Below are 24248 nucleotides of genomic sequence, written 5' to 3'. Positions count from 1 at the left end.
TAACGGTTGTGAGGTATAAAAAAAGCCACCTGAGCATTAAGTTTAGGTGGCTTTTTTGTTCTTTTTTACTGGTTAAGCGGGTGCGTGAGCAACTAAGAATTATAAGTGCTTAAACTGCTGTTTTAGCTCGAAGCTGTCTTCTGTCACTAGCCTTTCAAGCACTTCGACACGAGCTTTTAAGGCTTGATTTTGTGCCATTAGCTCAGTTTTTAACTGGCTATCAGCATTCAATTGGCTTTTGGCATCGCAAGCGGGTTGCCGCGTCTTGGAACGCAAATATTGCTTGTACATTTCCGATACCATTACGCTTACACCTATGACCAACACTAAAGTAAATTTAAAGAGATCAGTTTCCATTTTTAACTCCTTGTTTAACTCTTCAGATTAAAGACCAAACACCACTTTTTCGCTCTTTAGGGATTTTTCTAACCCCAAAATTAAACCCATTGAAATCACTAAGGTTGTTAAGGATGACACCGCCAACTGCAGTATGGACATGTCACGGCCCTTAATAAAATCCATTAAGGCTAATTGCTGGCCAGATACGGGCAGCCACTCCAGTACGTCTGGGGCTATGTTGTAACTGGCCGCCATAGATAATGCCAAAGGCACAAACAGCACTATGGTTAAATAGGATTGGGCTTCTTTAAAGCTTTTGGCCATAAATGACACAAATAACTGCAAGCTTGCCGCCATAATGGCTAATGGAATGCCAATCAACAGCATGAGTGCGATAAAGATATTGCTTAAATTCACGCTAAAACCCAGCTCTTGCCAAGGCACAAAAGGATAGGCAATTTTAGACACCAGTGAGATAAGCACCAGCCCGAGTAACGCAAAACAAGAAACGGCAATCACCTTGCCTAATACCAGTTGTCTGCTGGTGATAGGGTGACTTAACAGCAAGGCTAGTGAGTTACGTTCACGCTCTCCGGCACTGGTGTCGATAGCTAGATTCATTCCGGAAATAAAGACTGAATAAATCATGGTAAAGATGGTTAAGCCTAAGATCATGCCGCCTTTTGAATCTGCAGTGGCTTGATCTTCCACCTTGATATTAATCGGTCGCATCACTTGCGGGCTAATGCCGCGGGCAATAAGGCGTAAGCTGCCCATCTCACCACTATAAGCTTGCAGCTTAGTTTCAACGCGGCGAATGGAGTTTTGCAGTTTTTCATTGGATTTATCGGCAACAAGGGTCACTACAGCAGGTTGTGCTTTGGCCATTTGCTCGGCGTAGTCATCACTGATAATAAGGCTAATGGCTTTGACATCTTCGCCGTCGCTATGACTAATGCCAGCTTGCTCTAGGTAGCGCACTAAATCTGGGGCGTTTTGTGGCTGCTCTATCTTAATCGCTAAGGTATCAGGGCTAGAAAGCTGGCCTATAAGCACCATAAACAGACCGCACATGATAAGTGGCGTGCCGATAGCATAATAGAGACCTGCCATTACGGATCGCTTGTCTCGAGCGGCATCAATAAGTTCCTTTCTAACCATAGAAAATATTAAATTTTTCATTATGCTGCAATCCCTTCATCGGTACCGATAAGTGTAATAAAGGCTTCTTCTAGGGAGTCTTTACCTGTTTGCTGGCACAGCTCCTGTGGGCTGCCTACGGCGACCACTTTTCCTTGAGCCATGACAATGACTTTGTCGCACAGTGCGGCGACTTCTTGCATTACGTGGCTAGAAAACAGTACGCAATGGCCTTGGTTTTTAAGCTCGATGAGTATGTCTCGTAATAAGCGCGTGCTCATCACATCCAAACCGCGGGTGGGCTCATCTAAAATAATGTTGCTTGGTTGGTGCACTATGGCTTGGGCCAGTGCGGTTTTCATTCTTTGCCCTTGAGAGAAGCCTTGGCAGCGTCTATCGGCGATATCTTCAAGTTTAAGTTGGGCTATCACCTTGCTGGTGGCCGCTTTAGCTTGCACGCGACTCATGCCGCTTAGCTCGGCAAAATAACTTATGTACTCTCTTGGCGTTAAGCGATCGTACAGGCCAAAAGGGTCGGGAAATAAGCCTAATTGCTGCTTAGCGGCGATGGGATCTTGGGCGACATCTATCCCCTCGATTTCACAAAAGCCAGCATCAGGTTTAAGCAGGCCAAATAGGGTGCGCAAACAGGTGGTTTTACCTGCGCCATTGGGGCCAAGTAGCCCTGTGATTTGGCCGTTTTCAGCCTGAAAGCTAAGCTTGTCTAATGCTTGAACTGTGCCGATTTTCTTAGATAAATTGTTGACACTAATCATGATTAATTCCCATCCTTGTTGGTGTCTGTGGTGCTCATCACTTCTGTTACAGGCTCAACAGAGTTGGCATTGAGATAAAAGCTGCGGCGCACATCTTTTTGTAAACATTCGCCATTAAGTTCTTTCACTGAACCCGTGCTTACCAGCTGCGCAACTAAATCATTGGCGCAAGATTGGTAGGCAACGCCATGGGTGGCGTAGGGGGCGATAAAGTGTTGGCTGTTATTGAGTTTCTCTTGGGCTAATACCCCCCAGCTCGGTGGGGTCGCTGGATCTAACTCACCGGATAATAATAGAGTTGGAATATCGCTGCTGATGGCGTCACTGAAATCTTGCCCCATAGTTGGCATCTTCCATACCGCGCAGCCAAGCTCTATACCTTCAAGCATAGTGCGACTTGCAAAAGAGCTTTTGGCACTTTGGCGCATGGCATCGGTGATCCTATGGACATCCTCACCACAAACTACCGATGAATGCATGCCTAACGATATACCAGTACTGTTAGCGGTTAATCCATAAAGCCCGAGTAGAGGTTGGTAATTACCCTTTGCAGCTTGATGTATTGTGTGTGGCAATAGTGCACGAAGACTTGGGGTGTACATGGCCATGCGTAGGCTGTTTAAATATTTGCCACGAGTGAGTGTGAAGTTAATGATTTCATTAGTGAGTGGGTCGCGGCTCTGCTCAATAATGGCCGCTTTAGCTAATGTTGCATCAACGTCGGTAAAGTCATCAGTTAAGTTGGGGAACGCCTGCTGGCAGCTTGGGGTGCTATTACACTCTGTGAGTAACAAACTCTGGGCCCTTTCAATTGAATCACCTATGGCCAGTACACTTTGCTGCATAGGCACTACACCATCTAATGTGACAGTAAGTAGTGATTCGGGGAAATGGCGCATATACAGCTGCGCCATGCGAGTGCCGTAGGAAATACCGTAAAGGTGTAATTTATCGTAGCCTAGGTGTTTGCGTACGGCTTCAAAATCATTAAGGGCGTTAACGCTACCGTATTGAGTCACATCTGTGCCATCGACAGTTATTTTATCTAAGCATTTTTGTGTTTCAGCGCTGAAATCAACTTGTTGATCATCATAGGAAAATATATCAATAGTATCTTCACATTGCAGTGGATTTGACTGACCGGTCCCACGCTGATCTATTAGTAAAATATCTCTATTTTGCCTTACTTTGGTGAGCATCTGATTAAAGCTGGCAGCATTTTCAATTGCTGATTGTCCTGGTCCGCCAGCAATAGCGAGCAGTGCTTGTTTTTGATGACCATTTTTAATTGCAGGCAGAATGGCGTAATGAATGGCTATGGTGCGACCGTCTGGTTTATTCGGGTTTTCTGCCACTTGGATAGCACCGCACTGTAAGCTTTCATCCAGGCCATCCAGATAACAAGCATGAGTTTCAACAGCTAATGAGTCCTGTGCCTTTGCTTTAGGCGCAGTAAATGCAACTAGGGTTAGCGTCGTTAACACCGCCAATGCTGTCATTGCATGGGGGAGTGTTTTGGTTAGCCCCAGAGTTAGCGCCGGGTTCCTTGTTGCCATGGTATTTTCCTTTTTGCTTTTTAGGTTCGCTGTGTTAATGTTGACCGTATCGGTGTATCAATGAATTAATACAGTGTATAGAGGCTAATGTTAGAACTGATTAATGTCAACCCCAATAGTGGCGAACCCATTTATCGCCAACTCCACGAGCAAATCGTGCGCTTAATTGTGGGTGGGCAGCTGCAGGCTGAAGAGGTACTGCCCTCAGTGAGGCAAATTGCCGAAGTACTAGCGGTGAACCCGATGACGGTTTCCCGCGCCATTCAAGGCTTGGTGGAGCAAGGCTGGCTTGAGCGTCGTCGCGGTCAAGCGACTCGGGTTGCCATTCGCAGTCAAGATGACAGTCAGGCAACTGATGATTTACTGGCTCCTCAGTGTCAAAACTTAATCGAACAGGCCAGGCAACTGGGATTGAATTTAGAAGAATTACAGGCATTAGTGGCAAGCCATTGGTATAAACAAGGCTAAATCAAGATAGATCAGGGAGAGACAATGACTCAGCAAAGCGCCATTTTATCCATTAGAGATATGGTTAAGTCCTATGAAAATAAACCTGTGCTTAATGGCCTCACCATGAACTTATATCCAGGCATGGTGGTAGGGTTACTGGGCTTAAATGGTGCAGGAAAATCGACCTTGATGCATTGTGCTTTGGGGATCTTAGCGATGGATGCTGGCGAGACTCGAGTTTTAGGTGAAACTGCTGATAATTTGAGTGTGAAAACTAAGGCTCAAATAGGCTTTGTGCCTCAGCAGCCTTTCGGTTATGAAGGCTTTACAGTCAGTGCCGCCTTGGCATTGCACCGCAGTTTTTATCCTGGCTGGGATCTGGATTTAGAGCAAAGTTGGCTCAAGCGATTTGACTTAATCCCAAAGATGCAAGTGCAGCGCTTGTCAGTGGGGCAAAGACAATCTTTAGCCTTGATTATGGCGATGGCATATCGGCCCAAGCTATTGTTGCTTGATGAGCCAGTGGCAAGCCTTGACCCGATAGCCAGACGTAAGTTTATGACTGATTTATTCGATTTAGCCTTAGGCTCTGGTTCAGCAGTGCTGTTTTCTTCTCATATCACCTCAGATCTTGAGCGTGTCGCCAGCCACGTCGCCCTAATAAAGCAAGGTGAATTACTGCTATTTAAAGAAATAGATAGCCTAAGGGAGGAAGTTAAGTCTTTGACTCTACTGGGTGATGTGCAATTACCTACGGACCTTAGGGTGTTGCAGCGCCAAGGCAATACTGTGTTGGTGGATAACTACCAAGGACAGATTATTGAGGGGGTAAAAGCCGTCAGCAGCCTGAATTTAGAACAACTCTTTGTGGCGCTGCACTCATGATCTCGCTTTCAGAAAAGATGCCGAGCCCAAAACCAAATCTGCTACAAGGCTTATGGCAATTCTGGTTTAAAGATTTGGGTTGCGTGAGTTTTTTAGGCACTGGATTATTTAGTTTGCCTGTTGCATTGGTGATTGGGCTAAGTTTAGAGGGTGAAAAGGCCCAGCAAGTCGTCGCCTTGATGCTCAATATGGGCATTATCTCCATCAGCTGCGCTATTGCTTGGCAAGGCGTACGACTACAAGCTACAGAATGGACTGCACTTGTGCCTCACTATCGCGGGCATATTTTTAAGCAAATGGCTTTGATTGGATTTAGTTTTGTAGTCTTGAGCCTAGCTTGTCTATACATGCTGAATACGTGGCAGTTGCTGACTTCCCTAAGCTTGGTTGTCGCTGTGAGCACAGCTTTTATTGCTTTATGCCTGCAACGGCCTAACGTCTTTAATTTATCGATTATTATCTTTATTGGCAGCACAATATCAGTTGATGCTGCGGCATATCTGCCAACTTTAGTATTGGTGATAATCAATTTACTGGCAGCAGGCTATTTATTATTAGCCTTTAAGCGTATTCATTGGCATCACCAAGCTAAATCTGTGTATCTCAATAGTGCCGAAACTGGCTGGCTGTGGCTGCCTAACTTTGCCCAAGGTAAAGTAACTCAAACAATACAAAAGTTTTTTATGCCGATGAATTTTTTTATCGGGCCGCTGTTTTTAATGCCTTTAATCATTATCCCATTAGTTTTTCTTAGCTTTAGCCTGTTGGGTGACCAAGAGAATCTATATGCAGAACATTTTATGTTTATTTACCTCAATAGCATCTTGTGTTTACTGCTGCACTGGAGTCGTATTATGCGTTGGCGCGGGATGCAGACCTTGTATTTATTGCCGATTTTTGATGGCTGGCAAGGCTTTGCCAACTTGATGTTTCGCAGCCAATTAAAACTAGTGATATTTATCTGCCTGACTTTTGCTTTGGTTACTGCAATTGATGATTTTTCCACAGGAAGTTTACCAGCTTGGCTGGAGCTCAACTTGATTAATCTTGGCTTGTGTGCGCTTGCATTAGGTTTGGGCTGTGCTAGCAATAGTGTTAAGCAAATTGGCATTATATTTTTAGGTATAGCTTTAGGAATAACGCTGGTTGCGGTATTGCTTAAGCACTTTGCTGATGTTTTTAGTGAGACCTTGAATACTACGGCCGGAGCAATTTCATTGGAATCCTGTTACGCCTTAATCGCTTGCGTAATTTTTAGCCTAACAGGATTGTGGCTGCTGCACTGGGGGAGTGCTAAATTTGCCAGAGTAAAATTAAACTGACACAACCAAGGTAGTGTATTTGCACTAAAGTAGTGAGTCATCAAGGTTTTTTCAGGTAGAATTCTGTTATCAGGTACAAGTGTAAGCTAAAGGTAGCAATCAATGTCATTAGAGCAATATCATCTAGTTCAACTCTTACAGCAGCAGAGCCAACAGCGCGCGGACTGCATAGCACTGGAAGGATTTGAATTGGCAGCGCCTTGGCAGCAAGTCAGCTGGAAAGCATTTGATAGTATTAGCCATCAAGTGGCTAAGGCGATGATTAAGTTCGGCCTTCAAGCTCAGGATACCGCGGTTATTTTGTCCCAGAATTGCCCGCAGTGGACTTGCGTTGATGTTGGCTTACTTAAAGCACGCGCCGTCGTGGTGCCTGTGTATCCTAGCAGTACTCAAGAGCAAGCTAGCTTCATCATTAATGATGCTGGCGCTAAAGTGTTATTTATTGATGACGCCGAGCAATATCATATGGCGTGTAAATTACAGGCTGTATGTCCAAGTGTTGAATATCTAGTGGTATTTGATGCTAGTGTTGCGCTACTGGATACACCAAATCATGTGCATTTTGATAGCCTAATCGCAGCAGATTTAAGCACTCAAGATGAAGCCTTAGCTGAGCGTTTACAGGCTGCAAACTTAGATGATCTATTAACCTTAATTTACACCTCAGGCACCACTGGCGAGCCAAAAGGAGTGATGCTAGATTATCGCAATATGGCCTCGACTATACGTCAACATGATACGTGTTTGAACTTCACCCCCGGTGATACTTCGCTCGCATTTTTGCCATTGAGTCATGTATTCGAGCGTAGCTGGAGCTTCTTCGCTCTATGCCGTGGTGGTCATAATGTGTATTTAAAAGACACAATGAAAATTAAAGAAGCGATTGTTGCCGTGCGTCCACATACCTTGTGTGTGGTGCCTAGATTTTTAGAAAAAGTGTATAGTGCGGTCCAAGATAAAGTGTCTAAAGCCCCTAAGGCGAGACAGAGATTATTTCATTGGGCTATGGCAGTAGGAACCCGCCAGTTTGAGGTCAACCAAGGCAGGGCTAAGCCGAGTAAGCGCTTGAGTATCCAGTGGAAACTAGCCAACAAGCTGGTTTACAGCAAGCTGCAAGCTGTATTGGGCGGTAGACTTAAATTTATGCCTTGTGGCGGTGCGTCATTGGATGTCACTGTTGTTAATTTTTTTCACGCCATCTGCGTGCCCGTGTTATGTGGTTATGGCATGACAGAAACCAACGCCACAGTCACCATGAACACGCTTGATAACCGGGTTCCAGGCTCTAACGGTAAGCCACTTCCAGAAACACAAGTGAAGCTAGGTGAGAACGATGAAATTATGGTGCGTGGCGATGCTGTTATGCGTGGTTACTATAAGCGCGCGGAAGACACCGCAGCCACATTTGAGGATGGCTGGTTAAAAACCGGTGATGCAGGCCGTTTAGATGAACAAGGGAACTTGTTTATTACGGACCGTATCAAAGAGTTAATGAAAACCTCTAACGGAAAATATATTGCGCCCCAAAGAGTTGAAGGCAAAGTGGGTTCTTGTCCCTTTATTGAGCAAGTTGCAATTATTGCCGATGGACGTAACTTTGTATCAGCGTTAATTGTGCCAGCCTTTGAAGCGTTAGAGCATTGGGCCAAAGAGCAAAATATAGCATTTGACTCTATGGCATCGCTGCTTGCTCGCAGTGAAGTATTAGCCCATTTTGAAGAGCGTTTGTTGAATCTCCAACATGACCTAGCTGCGTTTGAGCAGATTAAGAAATTTACTTTACTCACTGATGCCTTCACCATAGAAGCGGGTTTAATTACCCCGACGTTAAAGCTGCGCCGTAAAGCCATTAATCAAAAGTATGGCGCTGCCATAGATGCCATGTATACCCACTAACTTACGGGTTAAGCGTTAATAGAAAATGGCTTCAAATAAAAAAGATGACCTTGGTCATCTTTTTTATTAACTGTCATAACTTTATGAAGATTAGAGCCTGAACTAAAGGAAATTAAAATGAGTAAGACGCTACTAACATTAGATATTAGCCCTAGATTTAACGAAACCGATGGCCTAGGTCACATCAATAATACCGTAATCCCAGTGTGGTTTGAGGCTGCCCGTGAGCCAGTATTTGCTATTTTTAATCCTGAGCTAGACTTGAATGCTTGGAATTTAATTGTGGCAGGCTTTAGTGTCTCCTTCGCAACCCCAACCCATTACGGTAAACCAGTCACCGTTAAGACCTGGATAAGCCGTATCGGCAATAGTAGTTTTGAAGTGACGCAACAAAGCTGGCAAGAGAATAAAATGACTGCCGAAGGCAAAACCACTTTAGTGCATTTTGATTACGCTATCGACAAAAGTCAGCCTATCCCTACAGACATCAAACAATTGCTGGGATTATTAAACGGCCTAGTTTAACGACCTAGGAAGTTAAGTCTTTAAAAACTTTTGCACATAGCTGCAACTTGCATGGATCTGCAGATTTTGGGTTTTCGCCCAAGCAAGGCCGTGACGTACTAAACGTTCTGCCAGACCTTTACCTCGCAGCGCTGGTGGCACTAAGGTGCTACTGAAGTTAATCGTATCTGCTGATATTTGGTATTCAAGATGAGCTTGTTCGTCATTGATTAGGATGACAAACTTGTGCTCAGCGGCTAAGTGTTTGACCTCTGCTTGTGGTTCCATTGGCATCCTTTCTGTCCTATCAATTTCTAACGGCTAACTTACCAATAACTAACTTTGCGATTCGTGAGCCGCTAACGCTTGCTGTAATGCTTCGCTTAATTGTGCTTTTTGGCCAGTTTTAAAGTTAAACATCACCACTTGAGATGAGCCTAAGGTAGTGACGGCTTGCTGACTTTTACTAAAAGCTTGGTAGTGCATCATAAAGCGATCGGCTTTAATGTCACTTATGGTCACACCCACAAGTAAAGTATCAGGGAAAGTCACAGGACGTTTATAGCGAGCATTATTTTCGCTAATCACAGGGCCAATACCGGTTGTTTGTAGGTCATCGAGTAAATTGATTTGTCTAAAAAAATCGATGCGAGCGGTTTCGAAATAACGAAAGTACACCACGTTATTAACGTGTTGCAATGCATCCATTTCTCCCCAAGCAACGGGGATTTCTGTCACTATTGGGTGTTGCTGTAAAAACTTATCCATATGTTTAAACGCTCGTTTTATTGAAAAACTCAGCCTAGCAGGGGTCATAGGGAATAACAAGCAGTAGTCAGATTAATGATTTGAATAGTATGATGAATTATTGATGCGGTTCATAAAGTTTATCACTATGAATAATATTGAATGAGGCTTTATTGATCGTTAAGGACATTGGTGATGTTAAGTGTTACGGTCGAGCAGGCTAGCATTGCGATATAAAAAAGGAAAAATGTTGTGATTTCATCTGTTAGCTATTCCCGTTTAATGCAATATTTCAAAGGCCAGACTGAGCAACTTAAGCTTAAATCCAAAGTGATAACAACAAAGTTTACTAACGTGTTTGAAGGATTTATTGGCTTTAAAGCATTTTTTGTCGATTTAGTCGCTAAATTAGTGGCCGTTAAGATGGCTTTTTTTGCACTATCTTTGGCTCAAAAGCTCTATTTAGTGGCGTTTATTGTCCTGTGTGCGACTAATGAAAAGTTATTCTTGGTCGCATTTATTAGCGTGATAGCCATGAGCTTAGAATTTTGGCCTTTATTTGAGCGTGTCTGGCATAGCTTAGCGGGAAAAGCCGTGTTGTTACTCTTCTATGCCATTATTGCCAATTTCGCCTTGGCCACCTCTGGCGCCGTAGTCAATGAGGTCGTGGGTGTCTCGGCAAGTCATCTTGACTACACCCATAACTTTGCAATCCTATTGTATCTTCCTGCCTGGTTTGTGGTGATGAGTGGCATTGTCTTACTGGCGATGCAATTTATTATTCCACTGTACTTTTTTATTTCTGTGTTGCTAAAGCCATTTGGTGTTGTGGCAATGCGCTTTACGGACCACTCTAAATTTAGGAAAACTACCGCGCTGTTAAGACTCATTTTGGCATCAATTGTGTTGTATCACTTAGGCTTATTAGTAAACATAGAAGACAGTACGCTGGTAGTGGATAATAGCTCTAACTCAGCTGAACAAACAGTGAACCGAGTTGTGCCAACGATTGAGCTGCAAATAGGGGGGCAAGATGATGCTGTTATTGATGAGTCAGCCGAAGATTTAGAAATTAATCCGCATGAGCTGTCAGCAAAGGATGCTGAAGATGAAGATCTGGAGCAACAGCAATACACAAAAATTCGAACGCAATATCAGCAAGCTGTTCGAGAAATGATCGCCTTATTTGCATTTAGGCTAGAGGCGGATAGTCGCTCACGTTGTGAAAAAGCGAGCAACTCCAATGTTATAGAGCTTAATGACTATGAAATCTTAGAGGTGAGCCGAGATGAAAGTGCTCCCTACGGTTATCTATTTGAAGTGAAAAAGTGCATCTCGCCAGCTTTTCCCAAAAACTGATTTACTGAGGGTTATAGCACTACAAATATCAAGGTTTAAATAGGCTGCGAGACGGCATATTTTTTAACACAATCCTCCGCCGTTAGTGGCCTAGAGAAAAGGTAGCCTTGTGCCAAGTTACAGTGGTGACTGGTGAGAAAGTCTAATTGATGCTGGGTTTCCACGCCTTCTGCAATAACTTTTTTTCCTAAAGAATGGGACATACTAATTACGGCTTTCACTACGGCCTGATCTTCTGGAGAGTTGATAAGGTTACGGATGAAAGATTGATCAATTTTTAATGACGTGGCTGGCAATGACTTTAAATAAGCAAGAGATGAGTAACCAGTGCCAAAATCATCTATTGCCACCTGAATGCCTGCTTTTACGAGTTTCTTGAGGGTTTTTATTGATTGCTCAGGAGCCGCCATCAGTGCGGTCTCAGTTATTTCCATTTTAAGCCATTGAGGCTCGGCGCCAGCTTCATAAATTAGGCTGATTATTTCTTCTGCTAAATTTACATTGATAAGTTCCAGAGCTGATAGGTTCACTGATACACGCTTAAAATCAAATTCTTGTTTGTGCCAATCTTTTAACTGATGGCAAACTTTAGCCAGCATCCAACGACTTAATTCAAAAATAAGTCCTGTTTCTTCGGCAATGGGAATAAATTCAATGGGTGAAATTGGGCCAAGATCTGGATGATGCCAGCGCATTAAGGCTTCAAATCCAGCAAGCTCAGTCTCAGGCAGCTGATTGATGGATTGATAAACGGGAAATAGCTCAAAGCCTTCAGCTAAGCTGGAGTGACTTAAAGCCAGTCTTAATCCTTGCTCGAGTGTCAGGCGGCGTTGATTGTATTTCGCCTGCTCTTCACTGCAAAAAGCAAAACCCGCCGGGAGTTTTTTAGCAACATATAGAGCTGCATCGGCTTGTTTCAACAAGGTTTCGCCATCGTCACCATTAATAGGAAATAAGCTAATCCCTATGCGGCAACCTAAAATGAAGGTTTGCTCATAGACTTCAAAAGGCTGCGCCATGACCTGGATTAATTCCACTGCCTTGGCTTCTGCCTCTAAAGCATTGCTGTTTGGCAGCAAAATACAAAATTTATCACCACCAAATCGCGCCACTATGTCGTTATTGTTTAATAATCCACTCAAGCGGACAGCAGCTTGTTGTAATAATTTATCTCCCGCACTGTGGCCAAGATTGTCATTGATAATTTTAAAGCGAGTGAGATCGAGAAAAAGTAATGAAAACGGCTGCCCCAGTGCGTGGGCTGTGAGTATGGTTTGATCCAATGACAGCTTGAATAAGTAACGATTTGCTAAACCTGTGAGGTCATCAAAATGAGACAATTGATGTAATTTTGCTTGATGCTGTTTTAACGCAGATACATCGTGGGCAATACCTTCACAACCAATACAAACATCTTGCTCATTGTACATAGGGCGCTCAAGCACTTCGAAGCTATGAACCTTACCTTGAGTATCAAAAATCTCTATTTCGAAAGGGGGAATATGTTCGCCTTTAAGACTGCGGGTGACAAATTCAGGTATCAACAGGTTGCAGTGATTTTCTGTGAGATATTTACGGTAATCACCAATAAAGTCTGCAACTTCATAACCTAAAATATGGCTGACAGATGGGCTGACATATTGAATATTCCCCTGTGAATCATGCTGATAAAAAACGTACTCATCTTCTAGAGATTCCACAAGACCACGATATTTATTTTCACTGTTTTGCAGCTGGGTAGTACGGTCGAAAATTAATGATTCTAAGTTATCTTTAAGCTTATTGAGTTCTTGATTAGCGGCTTCGGTGTCATTGTGGGCTATGATTAATGCTTTGTTATGACGCTTTTCCTGTAATAGCCACACAAGTAATAAAAGAATTAAAAAACCTGAAATCAATGACAACTCTATCAGCTGTTGGTAATTGGTGGGGATCTCGATACTCGCGTGCCATTTATTATTAATAGCGAGCTTTTCTTCGGAGCTAATGGCATTTAAGCCTTTTTGCATTATTGACGCTAGCATAGGCATGTCATGCCTGATTGCTATGGCATCATTGGCGCTATTTCGTTCATAAAACACCGCAAACTCTAACTCAGTAAACAGATATTTTTGCTGTAAAAAATTGGCGGCGGCAAAAAAGGTAATTGCAGCATCGGCTTGTTTAGACTCCACCGCTTCGAGCGCCTCTCGCATGGTATCGACATAAAATGGAATGACACTGGGGAATTCGGTCAAAATCTTGCTGACATAGTGATAATTCTTAACTAAAGCTATTGTTTTCCCAGCAATATCCTCACGGTTATCTATGCTTCTATTGCCTTTGTGATTAATGATAACCAAAGACTTAAACACTATGGGAGTGGTGAAAATATAATTAGCTTCTCGCTCAGGCGTTTTGACCATGGTGAGAACCATATCTGTCTTCTTGGCATTAAAATTACTGATAACCTGTTGCCAACTTACCTGTTTATCTACGACGAAGTCGATATCCAATTTTTCACCAATTAAGTGCAAGGTATCCATAGCTATACCTATGATTTTTTTCTCGTCATTTAGATAACTATAGGGAGGGAAGTAGCCATCAACTCCCACCCTGATGGGTTGATTCGCCTCTAACCAGATCCGTTCATTTTTAGTGAGGGTATGCATATTGACGACAGGCATGTCGGTAAGCATTTCATTATTTGGCACTGCTTGAGTGTGAATGCTAAAAGTCGCTAAAACCACTAATAGGGTCAGCGAAATGGCTATGCTTAATACAGAATTTAATTTCATCTAATGGCTAAATCCATGCTCAAAGGTTAAAAAATATCCATAAAAATAGCTGAATAATACTCTGCTATCGATCAGTATAGCCTAAAATTTTGGATGCTAAAGTTGGTTAGCCTAATCAATTAGAATGATATCAATATTGATTCAGATCAATTACTTAGTTGTTACTCTTTAAGATGTTTTGGCTTAAAGCATAGATAGGGTTAACGAATAATAGCTTGGACTTTGTAGTCTAGGTTTAGGAACCGCTAGAAATAAAAAACGACCTTAGAGGTCGTTTTAGTGATGAAGTTAGGATTTAACTGAGTTGAGATTAGTTAAATTTAAGCTCATGGAAGCTAGTGATTTGCTTGTGTATGCCGCTATCTACCCGTTCAGCGCGCTGTATTAAGCACGTCATCATGCCCGCCGCTTCAGCTGCTGTAAGCTCTTGTACTGAGTCAGATACAAACATAATTTGCTTTGGCTGTAGCCCGATAGTGTTATAGATATTTTGATAAGCTTGTTTATCCAGTTTGTTACCAATGCGCATATCGAAGTGGCCACTAAATAATGGGGTTAAATCGCCAGCCTCACTATGGTTGAAAAGTAATTTTTGCGCATCGACTGAACCCGAAGAAAAGCTGTATATGGCAAGCCCTTGGCTGTGATAACGGCTTATTGCTTCAACGAAGTCTGGGTAGATTTGCCCTTGAAATGCCAAGCTGTCATAGCCTTGCTTCCAAATTAATCCTTGCAAGGTTTTCAGTGGCGTAAGTTTTCTGTCTTCATTTATCCATTGCTGGAGAATTTCAGCCACTCGCTCAACCGAAGCTTCGGGCTCCAGGGCAATATCTCGAACATCGTTAATGCAACAATCAACTAATACTTGCTGTTGATGTTCGACGAGAAAGCTTGCCATTACCCTGTGAGAGTAAGGAAATAACACATCTTGAATAAAGTTGAGGTCGGTGGTGGTGCCGGCAGTGTCGACGACAATGGCTCTAATACTCATAATGCCTTGTTACTCCATGTTAAATTTATCTCCCCTCGATCCTATGCTTTATTGACTTGATTGGCTAGTCGAATTGTTACGCTACTTAGGTAAAATCACATTTTTATTGTGAAGCTAAGCAACACTAGGTAGGCTTTCATAAGCATTTATTTTTTAACCACAATTAATTAAGTAGCTATCAAGCTTGAATATCAATTTTTGGCTTGATGGCGCAAGCCCTTGTGGGATATAAAATGAGTGAGATCAGCCAGTCTTCCAAGGTTAATTTTTAAGGTGTATTTCTATGATATCTAAATGGGCAAAACGATTTTTCCAGATGGCTGAACTTGTCGGCTCTTGGAGTAAAGATCCATCGACGCAAGTGGGCGCTGTGATCACTAAACATAATCGCATTGTTTCTGTCGGCTTTAATGGTTACCCCCATGGGATTTCTGACAGTGCAGAAACCGATGATCGCGATATGAAACTACTTAAAACCTTGCATGCAGAAGAAAATGCGATCCTGTTTGCTAAGCGCGATCTCGATGGCTGTGATATTTGGGTAACCCACTTTCCATGCCCCAATTGCGCCGCCAAGATCATTCAAACTGGGATAACAGGAGTATTTTGCCCAGAGCAAAATGCCGATTTCCTCTCCCGCTGGGGCGACAAAATTAATATCAGCCAAGAGATGTTCTTACAAGCTGACGTTAAAGTGACTTGGTTGCCACTGGATGAGCTGACTTAAACTCACTTAAATTTAGTTCAAGGATTGAATATGCCAATTATGCTTAAGCGCTTGCTCAACTCGCTGCCAATACTGTTAACCTTAATTGTATTGGGAGTGAACCCTGCTCTTGCCCAAGTTAACGGGGACACTGAGGTGTTGAAGGTTCACTCAAAAAGCTTTGTAGGTAGCGCAGATTTTATAGTGACCTTACCCAGTAAATACCATGAAAATAAAGATCAAAAATACCTAGTCTTGGTGGATTTTCATCCCCGTAGCCACGCCTATTTAGCAGGGCTTCATGATTGGATGAGCCACAACGGTGCTTGGCCTTGGTTGGAAACCATCATAATCACAGCGCCAGATGGTCATGAAGGGTTAGGCAAGTTAAAAAGCTTCGATAATGCTCAGCAAGGGCAAGCGTTGCTTGATTTTATCGGACAAGACTTGTTGGCTGCAGTGGATGCTAAATATCGTACTAATGGTTTTAGAATACTCAGTGGTTTTACTGGCAATGCCAGTATCAGTTTGTTCACCTTGTTGCACCGCCCTGAGTTATTCAATGCTTACATTGCCGCCAGCCCGATTTTAAGTGATAACCATCTATCCCTGATGACTGACGCGATTAACGCCTTGCCAGATCTTGCTCGCAAATTAACCACCCAGCCGAGGATGTTATTTTTATCCCGCGCCGACAGTGGTTATGAGCAACAGCAAATTGCCGATTTTGATAAATTCACTGAATTACTTAAGCTCAAGGCGCCTAAGAATTTAATTTGGCGCAGTCAATTATTCGAAGGCTCTTATTACATGTCGCAACCGGCATTAGCAACCATTTATGCCATTGAAATGTTCTTCGATGATATCCATAAATCGGTTGAGCCAGAGTCAGCTTTAGGTAAGCAAGGGCCACAGGCTATTTATGAGCATTATCAATGGCTAAGCCAGCGTTATGGTTTTGAGGTATCGGCGGTCGATTCGTTATTAAATTTAGCCAAGTCAAAAACAGATCTTAAGCAAGCTTTAGCCGTGGGGACTTTTTGTGTGGCTAAGCATCCGCAAGATGCTCACGCTCACCATGGCTTGGCTGTGACTTTGGCTGCATTAGGGCAATCCTCAGATGCGATTGCTGAATTAACACTGGCAATGAGTCTGACCAAGCATCCGTTTTATTTGAATCGCTGGGGTAAGTTGCTAACCGAGTACCAAACAGAGTAAGCCACTGTGCTACATAGCCTTATGCTTGGTATCCGTTATTGATGCACTAATTTACCCGCTTTGACCACATCGATGAGTCGGTCAACGCCATAGCTGTAGGCAAGCTCAGCCGCTGAGCTGATGTTCCACAAACAGAAATCAGCCTGCATGCCAACGGCAAGATGGCCGACATTATCACCTATACCTAACGCCTTGGCGGCATTGACTGTCATGCCTGCAAGGGCTTCTTCTGGGGTGAGCCTAAACAAGGTACACGCCATATTGAGCATCAAGAGGCTCGAGCAAATGGGTGATGAACCGGGATTGTAATCACTGGCGACCACCATAGGGACCTGGTATTGGCGCAATAAATCTATCGGCGGCAACTTAGTTTCCCGTAGAAAGTAAAACGCGCCCGGCAGCAGTACGGCGCAAGTGCCGCTTTCGCTTAAGGCTTTAACGCCAACTTCGTCTAAATACTCGATATGATCCACCGACAGGGCGCCTAATCTGGCCGCCATTTCACTGCCACCAATGTTCGATAGCTGCTCGGCGTGTAATTTGATGCCAAGTCCGTGAGCTTTAGCCGCATTAAGCACGCGTTCGGTTTGCTCAAGATTAAAAGCTATGCCCTCACAGAAAACATCCACCGCATCGGCTAAGTGTTCCGCCACTACCGCAGGCAACATTTCATTGACCACAAGATCTACATAGGCATCGCTGCGGGCAGTGCTGTTGGGGGCATCCTTGTACTCTGGCGGTATGGCATGGGCACCTAGAAAAGTCGTCTTAACATCCACATGGTGATGCTTGCCAAGCTCACGGGCAACCCGCAGCAGCTTGAGCTCGGTTTCAACATCGAGACCATACCCTGATTTTATCTCAACCGTAGTGACGCCTTCTTTAGCTAGGGCATTTAAGCGCTGGCGGCCAAGCTCAAACAGCTCTGCTTCATCGGCTTCACGGCAAGCCTTTACTGTGGATATGATACCGCCACCAGCGCGGGCAATGTCTTCATAGCTGGCGCCCTTAAGGCGCAGTTCAAATTCATTGGCGCGGCTGCCTGCAAAGACTAGATGAGTGTGGGCATCAATAAGTCCAGGCATTATCCATTTGCCTTTGCCCCTGTAAACCGGGGTTGCCAGCACGTCAAATTCAGGCAGTTCACTTCTTGGGCCAAGCCAAGCAATTTTTCCATCTTTGACTGCAATAGCAGCAGCTGTGATAGCACCATAGGGCTCGCCAATCTTGGCATCCATTGTGGCGATATTGACGTCAATCCAAACTTGATCCCAAGACATAGACTTACCTTTTTGTAGTGATATCAGCGATTAGGCGTTGATGAAAAGTAAAAATTGTAATCCACTTGTTTTGACTTGTATATACAAGGTAGGATTATAGCCTATAATTGCTTCAGTTTTCACCTATTCACTATGACTATTCCAAACGAGTCAACTTTGCAGGACTAATTATGACAGCGCCGATTTTTGCTCAGATTAAGCAACATATCATAGCCAATATTGAAACGGGTGTATGGCAAGAGGACGATAAAGTCCCGTCAGAAAACCAGCTTGCAGGGCAATTTTCTTGTAGCCGTATGACGGCTAGGCGCGCGGTGACTGAGCTGGTGGAGCAAGGTATTTTAGAGCGCAGCCAAGGCCTAGGTACTTTTGTTTCTGGACTTAAGTCGCAGTCGTCATTACTGACTATTCGCAATATTGCCGATGAAATTAAAGAGCGTGGCCACGGTTACAGCGTGCAGCAACTGGCTTTGACTCAAATCGCCGCCGCGGCCTCCGTTGCTAATGCGTTAGATTTAGAGGTAGGCAGCCCAGTGTTTTATTCTGTGTTGGTGCATTGCGAGCAAGGCCTGCCGCTGCAACTGGAGCAGAGATTTGTGAACCCTAGATTGGTGCCAGACTATTTAGCCCAAGACTTTAACCTGCAAACCCCCCATGAGTATTTATCTAAGGTGGCGCCACTCACAGAAGCCAAGCACACGGTTGAGGCAATATCGGCCAATAGCCAGTTTCAACAGCAACTTAATATTGAAGCCAGCGAGCCCTGTTTACAGGTGCTGCGCCGTACTTGGTCGCGCCAAGGCGTGGTGAGTTTCTCTCGACTTATCCACCCAGGCAGCCGTTTTCGATTAGGTGGTCATCTTAAATTTAAATAATGCACAGCGACAATGAAATGGCCGTGCCATAAACGCCAAGTAACACGAAATCTATAGCTCTAGCCTTATAACTGACAAATAAAACAACAACAGCTTAATTCAGCGAGGAAAAAATGGATAACAACAGACATGACCCTAGCCGCCGCATCATTGCCCCTCACGGCAGCAAACTTAGCTGTAAAAGCTGGTTAACCGAAGCGCCGATGCGCATGCTAATGAATAACCTGCACCCAGATGTGGCCGAGCGCCCAGAAGATCTCGTGGTATACGGCGGTATTGGTCGCGCGGCCCGAGATTGGCAAAGCTACGACAAGATAATCGAAGTGCTGCAGCGCCTAGAAGATGATGAAACCTTAATGATCCAGTCCGGTAAGCCTGTCGGCGTGTTTCGCACCCATGCAGATGCACCACGAGTATTGATTGCTAACTCTAACTTAGTACCACACTGGGCTAATTGGGAACATTTCAACGAATTAGATAAATTAGGGTTGGCCATGTATGGCCAGATGACCGCAGGTTCTTGGATTTACATTGGCACCCAAGGCATAGTGCAAGGTACCTATGAGACTTTTGTCTCGGTAGCGAAACAGCACTTTGACGGTATCGCCAAGGGTAAGTGGGTACTCACTGGCGGCCTTGGCGGCATGGGCGGCGCGCAGCCTTTAGCGGGCACCATGGCAGGTTTTTCTGTATTAGCCTGTGAAGTAGATGAAACCCGTATCGATTTTCGCTTGCGTACCCGCTATGTAGACAAGAAAGCCAGTACATTAGATGAAGCCTTGGCCATGATAGATGAAGCCAATAAAGCGGGTAAGCCCGTGTCAGTTGGACTACTTGCCAATGCTGCCGATGTGTTTGCCGAATTAGTTGAGCGCGGCATAACGCCTGATGTAGTGACAGATCAAACCTCAGCGCACGACCCTTTAAACGGTTACTTGCCACAGGGCTGGAGCTTAGAGCAAGCCGCCGCGATGCGTAAATCCGATGAAGCAGCCGTGGTGAAAGCCGCTAAAGCTTCCATGGCAGTACAAGTGAAGGCCATGTTGGACTTGCAAGCCGCAGGCGCTGCCACCTTCGATTACGGCAACAACATTCGCCAAATGGCCCAAGATGTCGGCTTAGTAAACGCCTTTGACTTCCCAGGTTTTGTGCCAGCATATATTCGCCCCTTATTCTGCGAAGGCATAGGCCCGTTCCGCTGGGTGGCGCTTTCTGGCGATCCAGAAGATATCTACAAGACAGATGCCAAAGTTAAAGAGCTTATCCCAGACGATAAACACCTGCACAATTGGTTAGACATGGCCCGTGAGCGCATCGCCTTCCAAGGGTTGCCTGCGCGTATTTGCTGGGTTGGCCTAAAAGACAGGGCACGCCTTGCCGCAGCCTTTAACGAAATGGTTAAAAATGGCGAGCTATCCGCACCTGTAGTGATTGGCCGCGATCATTTAGACAGTGGCTCGGTTGCCAGCCCAAACCGTGAAACTGAGTCCATGATGGATGGCTCGGATGCGGTCTCTGATTGGCCTTTACTTAATGCCTTATTGAATACCGCTAGCGGCGCCACTTGGGTGTCATTACACCATGGCGGCGGCGTAGGCATGGGCTTTAGTCAGCATTCTGGGGTGGTTATTGTCTGTGATGGCAGTGACGCCGCGGCTAAGCGTGTTGAGCGCGTTTTATGGAATGACCCAGCAACTGGGGTGATGCGCCACGCCGATGCAGGCTATGAGATTGCCAAAGACTGCGCCAAAGAGCAGGGCTTAGACTTACCTATGCTAGATGTTTCAAAGAAGGGATTGTAATCATGATGTCATTTGAATTAGTACCAGGCACCTTGAGCCTAGCCCAGTTGCGCCAGATCAGCCGCAGTAAAGTGAACTTGCATTTAGCCGACTCGGCTATCGCCGAAATCAACCAAAGCGCCGCCATAGTGCAACAAGTGTTGAGTGAAGGCCGTACCGTGTATGGCATCAACACAGGTTTTGGCCTATTGGCGAACACTAAAATTGCCCCTGAAGACTTACAGTTACTGCAGCGCTCGATTGTCTTGTCCCACGCTGCAGGTTTTGGTCAATACATGCAAGATGCCTCAGTGCGCTTGATGATGGTGCTTAAGATTAACTCCTTAAGCCGCGGCTTCTCTGGTATTCGCCTTGAAGTGATTAACTTCTTGATTAAATTAGTCAACGCTGGCGTTTACCCTTGTGTGCCTGAAAAAGGCTCAGTGGGCGCATCGGGAGATTTAGCGCCTCTGGCTCATATGTGTTTGCCGCTATTAGGCGAAGGCGAGATGAGCTATGAAGGGCAGATTATTTCCGCTAAAGAAGGCCTTGAAATCGCAGGGCTTGAGCCATTAGAGCTTGCCGCCAAAGAAGGCTTAGCCCTGCTAAATGGCACCCAAGCTTCTACAGCACTGGCGCTCGAAGGCTTATTTAATGCCGAAGACTTGTTTGCGGCAAGTTCAGTGATTGGCGCCATGAGCGTGGAAGCTGCCATGGGCAGTCGTAGCCCGTTCGATGCGCGTATTCATGCGGCGCGTGGCCAGAAAGGTCAAATCGATTCGGCCGCCGTGTTCCGTCACTTATTGGGTGAAACCTCAGCAATCAGTTTAAGCCATGCCAATTGCACTAAAGTGCAAGATCCGTATTCACTGCGTTGTCAACCACAGGTACTGGGCGCATGTTTGACTCAAATTCGTCATGCGGCAGATGTCTTAGGTGTCGAAGCCAATGGCGTGACAGATAACCCACTAGTGTTCCAAGACACGGGCGATATTATCTCTGGCGGTAACTTCCATGCCGAGCCTGTGGCCATGGCGGCGGATAACTTAGCCATCGCCATTGCCGAACTTGGCTCCATTGCCGAGCGCCGCATCGCCTTGCTGATTGACTCAAGCTTGTCACACTTACCACCATTTCTAGTCAATAACGGCGGGGTTAACTCGGGCTTTATGATAGCTCAAGTTACGGCGGCTGCGCTGGCTTCTGAAAACAAAACCTATGCGCATCCTGCCTCGGTAGACAGCTTACCAACATCGGCAAATCAGGAAGATCATGTATCTATGGCGACTTTTGCTGCCCGTAGATTGCGTGATATGAGTGAAAATACTCGCGGTGTATTGGCTGTTGAATTATTGGCAGCGGCCCAAGGGTTAGATTTTAGAGCGCCTTTAGCGCCAAGTGAGGCGGTGGCCAGTGCTAAAGCTGAGCTGCGCGAATTAGTAAGCTTTTACGATAAGGACAGATTTTTTGCGCCTGACATCGAAAGCGCTGCCGAGCTTTTGTATAGCGCCAGCTTCAACGCTTACTTGCCTGCTGGATTAATGCCAAGCTTCTAAGACGCATTGCCCACTTGCTAGTTAACACAAAAAAGGACCTTGAGGTCCTTTTTTGTGTTGGCATTGAGATTAGCGAGATTTTAGCTCGCTAATACTTAGTTGTAATAGTTGTTTCTGCCACTGGGATTTATCTATTCCCTCTACCCAAAGCGTGCGGCTTTGGCGTTGCTCACCTTTACGAAGATAGGTTTCAGGTAGGCGGAAAGTCGCTTTCCAGACATCTAAGGTCTCAGTTTTAAGTGCAAGACCTGAATCTGAGTAGAATTTAGTGGCCACTTCTACTAAAACTATGTGATCGCTACTGCTACTCGTTAAATCAAAGGTCAATCCAAGACGTTCACCATCCCATACGCTGTTGGCTAGGCTAACTTTAATGCCATCTTTGGCTGTGGATGTCAGTAACTCAGGTTGAGCTAGTACTATGGAGGCCAGTGTCTGAGTGTCTTGTTCAACCACTATATACTCCCATGTGAAGTCATCTTTCAGTAAGACTTCTGCACCATTTTCTAGGGTGAATTTACCAATGTCGGCGGCGTGTGCTGTCATGGCAAGCATGATAAGTGATGCTGCTCCTAGACGTAAAATTGAGGTCATTGTTATTCCCTTTGGCGATTAGTGCTCAATAAAAAACTTGTTATAGCACAGGTTAACTTCTGTTGTCCTGTGCAGAGGTCATCTAAGAGTGGGAAATATAGCCAATATATCCTTTTGGATTCAGCTTAGTGTTCGTTGTGAAATAGTATTAGTGTAGGATGCATCAGGATGAAGTTAATTCGAGAATAGCCAGAGGGTGGAGTAGTGGATCAAGAATTAAGAATGCAAATTGCAGTGTGGTTGCAAGAGCTTGGCATAAATAGCCAACCGACAGATATCTTCGCCACAGGTGTCTTAATCACCTTATGTTTATTTGTGGCTATGGTGGCTTATTTTCTTGTTAAGCGGGTCGTGATACAAGCGGTTAATATCATGATCCACAGGTCCAAGGCAACTTGGGATGATATCTTTATGCGTTTTCGAGTACTAGAGAAGCTGGCTATCTTGGTGCCAGCCATAGTGCTGAATTTATTTATCCCTGTGGCGCTGAAAGAGCAAGGCGTCATGGCGCAGTTTATTGATCGGTTACTGAACATGGTATTGGCCATTTTAGTGATTAGGGCGATTTATGCCGCGCTGGATGCCATCAATGAAATTGCAGATATTAACTTAGTGAATCGGCGTTTACCGGTTAAAAGCTTTGTCCAGTTAACTAAATTATTCTTGTTTTTCATTGGTTTAATTATCTGCGTATCCATCCTTGCTAACCAAAGCCCAGTGTATTTCTTAAGTGGTTTAGGTGTAGCGACTGGTTTTGTGATGCTAGTGTTTCGTGACACTATTTTGGGTTTTGTTGCTGGGATCCAATTGGCGGCCAATCGTATGGTCAGCAAGGGAGACTGGATCCAGATGGACAAATACGGCGCCGATGGTGCGGTAGAAGAAGTGTCATTGAACACAGTAAAAGTGCGCAATTGGGACAATACCATCACAATGATCCCAGCCTACGCTTTGGTGTCTGATGCCTTTAAAAACTGGCGCGGAATGTCAGAATCCGGAGGCCGCCGCATCAAGCGTTCGGTCAATATTGATGTGAACAGCATTAAGTTTTTAACCGATGATGAGAGAATTCGCCTAGGCAAAGTGAATCACCTGAAAGAGTATCTGCCTAAGATATTTTCAGAAATAAACGAAGCCAACGCTAGCGTGAGTGATATTGATATGCCAGTGAATGGCAGACGGCTAACTAACGTAGGTACCTTTAGGGCCTATTTACAACAGTATTTGAATCACCATGAAAAGGTGCATAAAGGCATGACCTTAATGGTGCGTCAGCTTGCACCGACCACCGAAGGGTTACCCATAGAATTGTACATTTTCACCAACGATGTGCGTTGGACTTATTATGAAACCATTCAAGCGGATATCTTCGACCATGTGTTTGCCATCTTACCAGAGTTTGGTTTGCGGGCATTCCAAAATCCAACCGGTAATGACTTGCGCAGCCTAAAAAGCATCAAGGTAGAGTCATCGTATTAATAAACACTAGGCCATTC

General features: G+C 44.7%; 22 protein-coding genes. 12 read left to right on the top strand and 10 right to left on the bottom strand.

Annotated elements, in window-relative coordinates:
• Positions 1–99 precede the first annotated feature (99 nt).
• The 4 genes from H5073_RS03740 to H5073_RS03725 are packed head-to-tail and all read right to left on the bottom strand — an operon-like array spanning position 100 to position 3811.
• Complete coding sequence (locus tag H5073_RS03740) at positions 100–357, bottom strand: hypothetical protein (RefSeq protein WP_182677116.1); 258 nt, start codon at positions 355–357, stop codon at positions 100–102.
• A gap of 27 nt (positions 358–384) precedes the next feature.
• Entirely contained in the window at positions 385–1521 is a 1137-nt protein-coding gene (locus tag H5073_RS03735; protein WP_182677114.1) for an ABC transporter permease, read from the bottom strand.
• The gene (locus H5073_RS03730) at positions 1521–2255 is read right to left on the bottom strand and encodes an ATP-binding cassette domain-containing protein (protein ID WP_182677112.1); all 735 of its coding nucleotides are present in this window, start codon (positions 2253–2255) and stop codon (positions 1521–1523) included. The genes H5073_RS03735 and H5073_RS03730 overlap by 1 nt, the downstream gene beginning before the upstream one ends.
• Before the next feature lie 2 nt (positions 2256–2257).
• A complete protein-coding gene (locus H5073_RS03725; RefSeq protein WP_182677110.1) occupies positions 2258–3811 on the bottom strand; it encodes an alpha/beta hydrolase in 1554 nt (517 codons plus the stop codon).
• Between the two features lie 87 nt (positions 3812–3898).
• On the opposite strand from H5073_RS03725, the gene H5073_RS03720 reads away from it, so the two are divergent.
• The 5 genes from H5073_RS03720 to H5073_RS03700 all read left to right on the top strand — a co-directional run bounded on the left by H5073_RS03720 (position 3899) and on the right by H5073_RS03700 (position 8889).
• The gene (locus H5073_RS03720) at positions 3899–4279 is read left to right on the top strand and encodes a GntR family transcriptional regulator (protein WP_182677109.1); all 381 of its coding nucleotides are present in this window, start codon (positions 3899–3901) and stop codon (positions 4277–4279) included.
• A 24-nt stretch (positions 4280–4303) separates the two neighbouring features.
• Positions 4304–5146 carry an ABC transporter ATP-binding protein gene (locus H5073_RS03715; protein ID WP_182677107.1) on the top strand — a complete coding sequence of 281 codons (843 nt, stop codon included), beginning with the start codon at positions 4304–4306 and terminating at the stop codon, positions 5144–5146.
• Positions 5143–6468, top strand: a complete 1326-nt coding sequence (locus H5073_RS03710) for a hypothetical protein (protein ID WP_182677106.1) — start codon at positions 5143–5145, stop codon at positions 6466–6468. Before H5073_RS03715 ends, H5073_RS03710 begins: the two co-directional genes overlap by 4 nt.
• A 102-nt stretch (positions 6469–6570) precedes the next feature.
• The gene (locus tag H5073_RS03705; protein WP_182677104.1) at positions 6571–8364 is read left to right on the top strand and encodes a long-chain fatty acid--CoA ligase; all 1794 of its coding nucleotides are present in this window, start codon (positions 6571–6573) and stop codon (positions 8362–8364) included.
• Positions 8365–8481: 117 nt separating this feature from the next.
• Positions 8482–8889, top strand: coding sequence for a thioesterase family protein (locus H5073_RS03700; RefSeq protein ID WP_182677102.1), 408 nt, complete (start codon positions 8482–8484; stop codon positions 8887–8889).
• Positions 8890–8901: 12 nt separating this feature from the next.
• Here H5073_RS03700 and H5073_RS03695 read toward each other — a convergent pair whose 3' ends face one another.
• On the bottom strand, positions 8902–9162 hold the full coding sequence (locus tag H5073_RS03695; protein WP_182677100.1) for a GNAT family N-acetyltransferase: 261 nt from the start codon (positions 9160–9162) through the stop codon (positions 8902–8904).
• 42 nt (positions 9163–9204) lie between these two features.
• Positions 9205–9636 carry a thioesterase family protein gene (locus H5073_RS03690; RefSeq protein ID WP_182677098.1) on the bottom strand — a complete coding sequence of 144 codons (432 nt, stop codon included), beginning with the start codon at positions 9634–9636 and terminating at the stop codon, positions 9205–9207.
• 231 nt (positions 9637–9867) lie between these two features.
• On the opposite strand from H5073_RS03690, the gene H5073_RS03685 reads away from it, so the two are divergent.
• Positions 9868–10974 (top strand): hypothetical protein, encoded by a 1107-nt coding sequence (locus H5073_RS03685; protein ID WP_182677096.1) that lies wholly within the window; start codon positions 9868–9870, stop codon positions 10972–10974.
• Positions 10975–11009: 35 nt separating this feature from the next.
• Here H5073_RS03685 and H5073_RS03680 read toward each other — a convergent pair whose 3' ends face one another.
• Positions 11010–13751, bottom strand: a complete 2742-nt coding sequence (locus tag H5073_RS03680; protein ID WP_182677094.1) for an EAL domain-containing protein — start codon at positions 13749–13751, stop codon at positions 11010–11012.
• 310 nt (positions 13752–14061) lie between these two features.
• Positions 14062–14742 (bottom strand): acireductone synthase, encoded by a 681-nt coding sequence (gene mtnC, locus H5073_RS03675; protein ID WP_182677092.1) that lies wholly within the window; start codon positions 14740–14742, stop codon positions 14062–14064.
• A gap of 283 nt (positions 14743–15025) precedes the next feature.
• Here mtnC and H5073_RS03670 point away from each other — a divergent pair, with 283 nt between their 5' ends.
• Positions 15026–15469: a dCMP deaminase family protein gene (locus tag H5073_RS03670; RefSeq protein WP_182677090.1), complete on the top strand. Its 444-nt coding sequence runs from the start codon at positions 15026–15028 to the stop codon at positions 15467–15469.
• A 30-nt stretch (positions 15470–15499) separates the two neighbouring features.
• Entirely contained in the window at positions 15500–16666 is a 1167-nt protein-coding gene (locus H5073_RS03665; RefSeq protein ID WP_259394809.1) for an alpha/beta hydrolase-fold protein, read from the top strand.
• Between the two features lie 35 nt (positions 16667–16701).
• Here H5073_RS03665 and hutI read toward each other — a convergent pair whose 3' ends face one another.
• Positions 16702–17946 (bottom strand): imidazolonepropionase, encoded by a 1245-nt coding sequence (gene hutI / locus H5073_RS03660; RefSeq protein WP_182677088.1) that lies wholly within the window; start codon positions 17944–17946, stop codon positions 16702–16704.
• 170 nt (positions 17947–18116) lie between these two features.
• Here hutI and hutC point away from each other — a divergent pair, with 170 nt between their 5' ends.
• The 3 genes from hutC (at position 18117) to hutH (ending at position 22158) form a co-directional block, all read left to right on the top strand.
• Complete coding sequence (gene hutC / locus H5073_RS03655; RefSeq protein WP_182677086.1) at positions 18117–18821, top strand: histidine utilization repressor; 705 nt, start codon at positions 18117–18119, stop codon at positions 18819–18821.
• A gap of 113 nt (positions 18822–18934) precedes the next feature.
• Positions 18935–20623 carry a urocanate hydratase gene (hutU, locus tag H5073_RS03650; RefSeq protein WP_182677084.1) on the top strand — a complete coding sequence of 563 codons (1689 nt, stop codon included), beginning with the start codon at positions 18935–18937 and terminating at the stop codon, positions 20621–20623.
• Between the two features lie 2 nt (positions 20624–20625).
• Positions 20626–22158, top strand: coding sequence for a histidine ammonia-lyase (gene hutH, locus H5073_RS03645; RefSeq protein ID WP_182677082.1), 1533 nt, complete (start codon positions 20626–20628; stop codon positions 22156–22158).
• 69 nt (positions 22159–22227) lie between these two features.
• On the opposite strand, the gene H5073_RS03640 is transcribed toward hutH, so the two are convergent.
• On the bottom strand, positions 22228–22752 hold the full coding sequence (locus H5073_RS03640) for a DUF3157 family protein (RefSeq protein ID WP_182677080.1): 525 nt from the start codon (positions 22750–22752) through the stop codon (positions 22228–22230).
• Between the two features lie 204 nt (positions 22753–22956).
• On the opposite strand from H5073_RS03640, the gene H5073_RS03635 reads away from it, so the two are divergent.
• Entirely contained in the window at positions 22957–24231 is a 1275-nt protein-coding gene (locus tag H5073_RS03635; RefSeq protein WP_182677078.1) for a mechanosensitive ion channel family protein, read from the top strand.
• Positions 24232–24248 lie beyond the last annotated feature (17 nt).

Origin of the sequence: Shewanella sp. SR44-3, assembly GCF_014163735.1 — a bacterium.
GTDB lineage: Bacteria > Pseudomonadota > Gammaproteobacteria > Enterobacterales > Shewanellaceae > Shewanella.
This window is presented reverse-complemented; position numbering and strand designations above follow the sequence as displayed.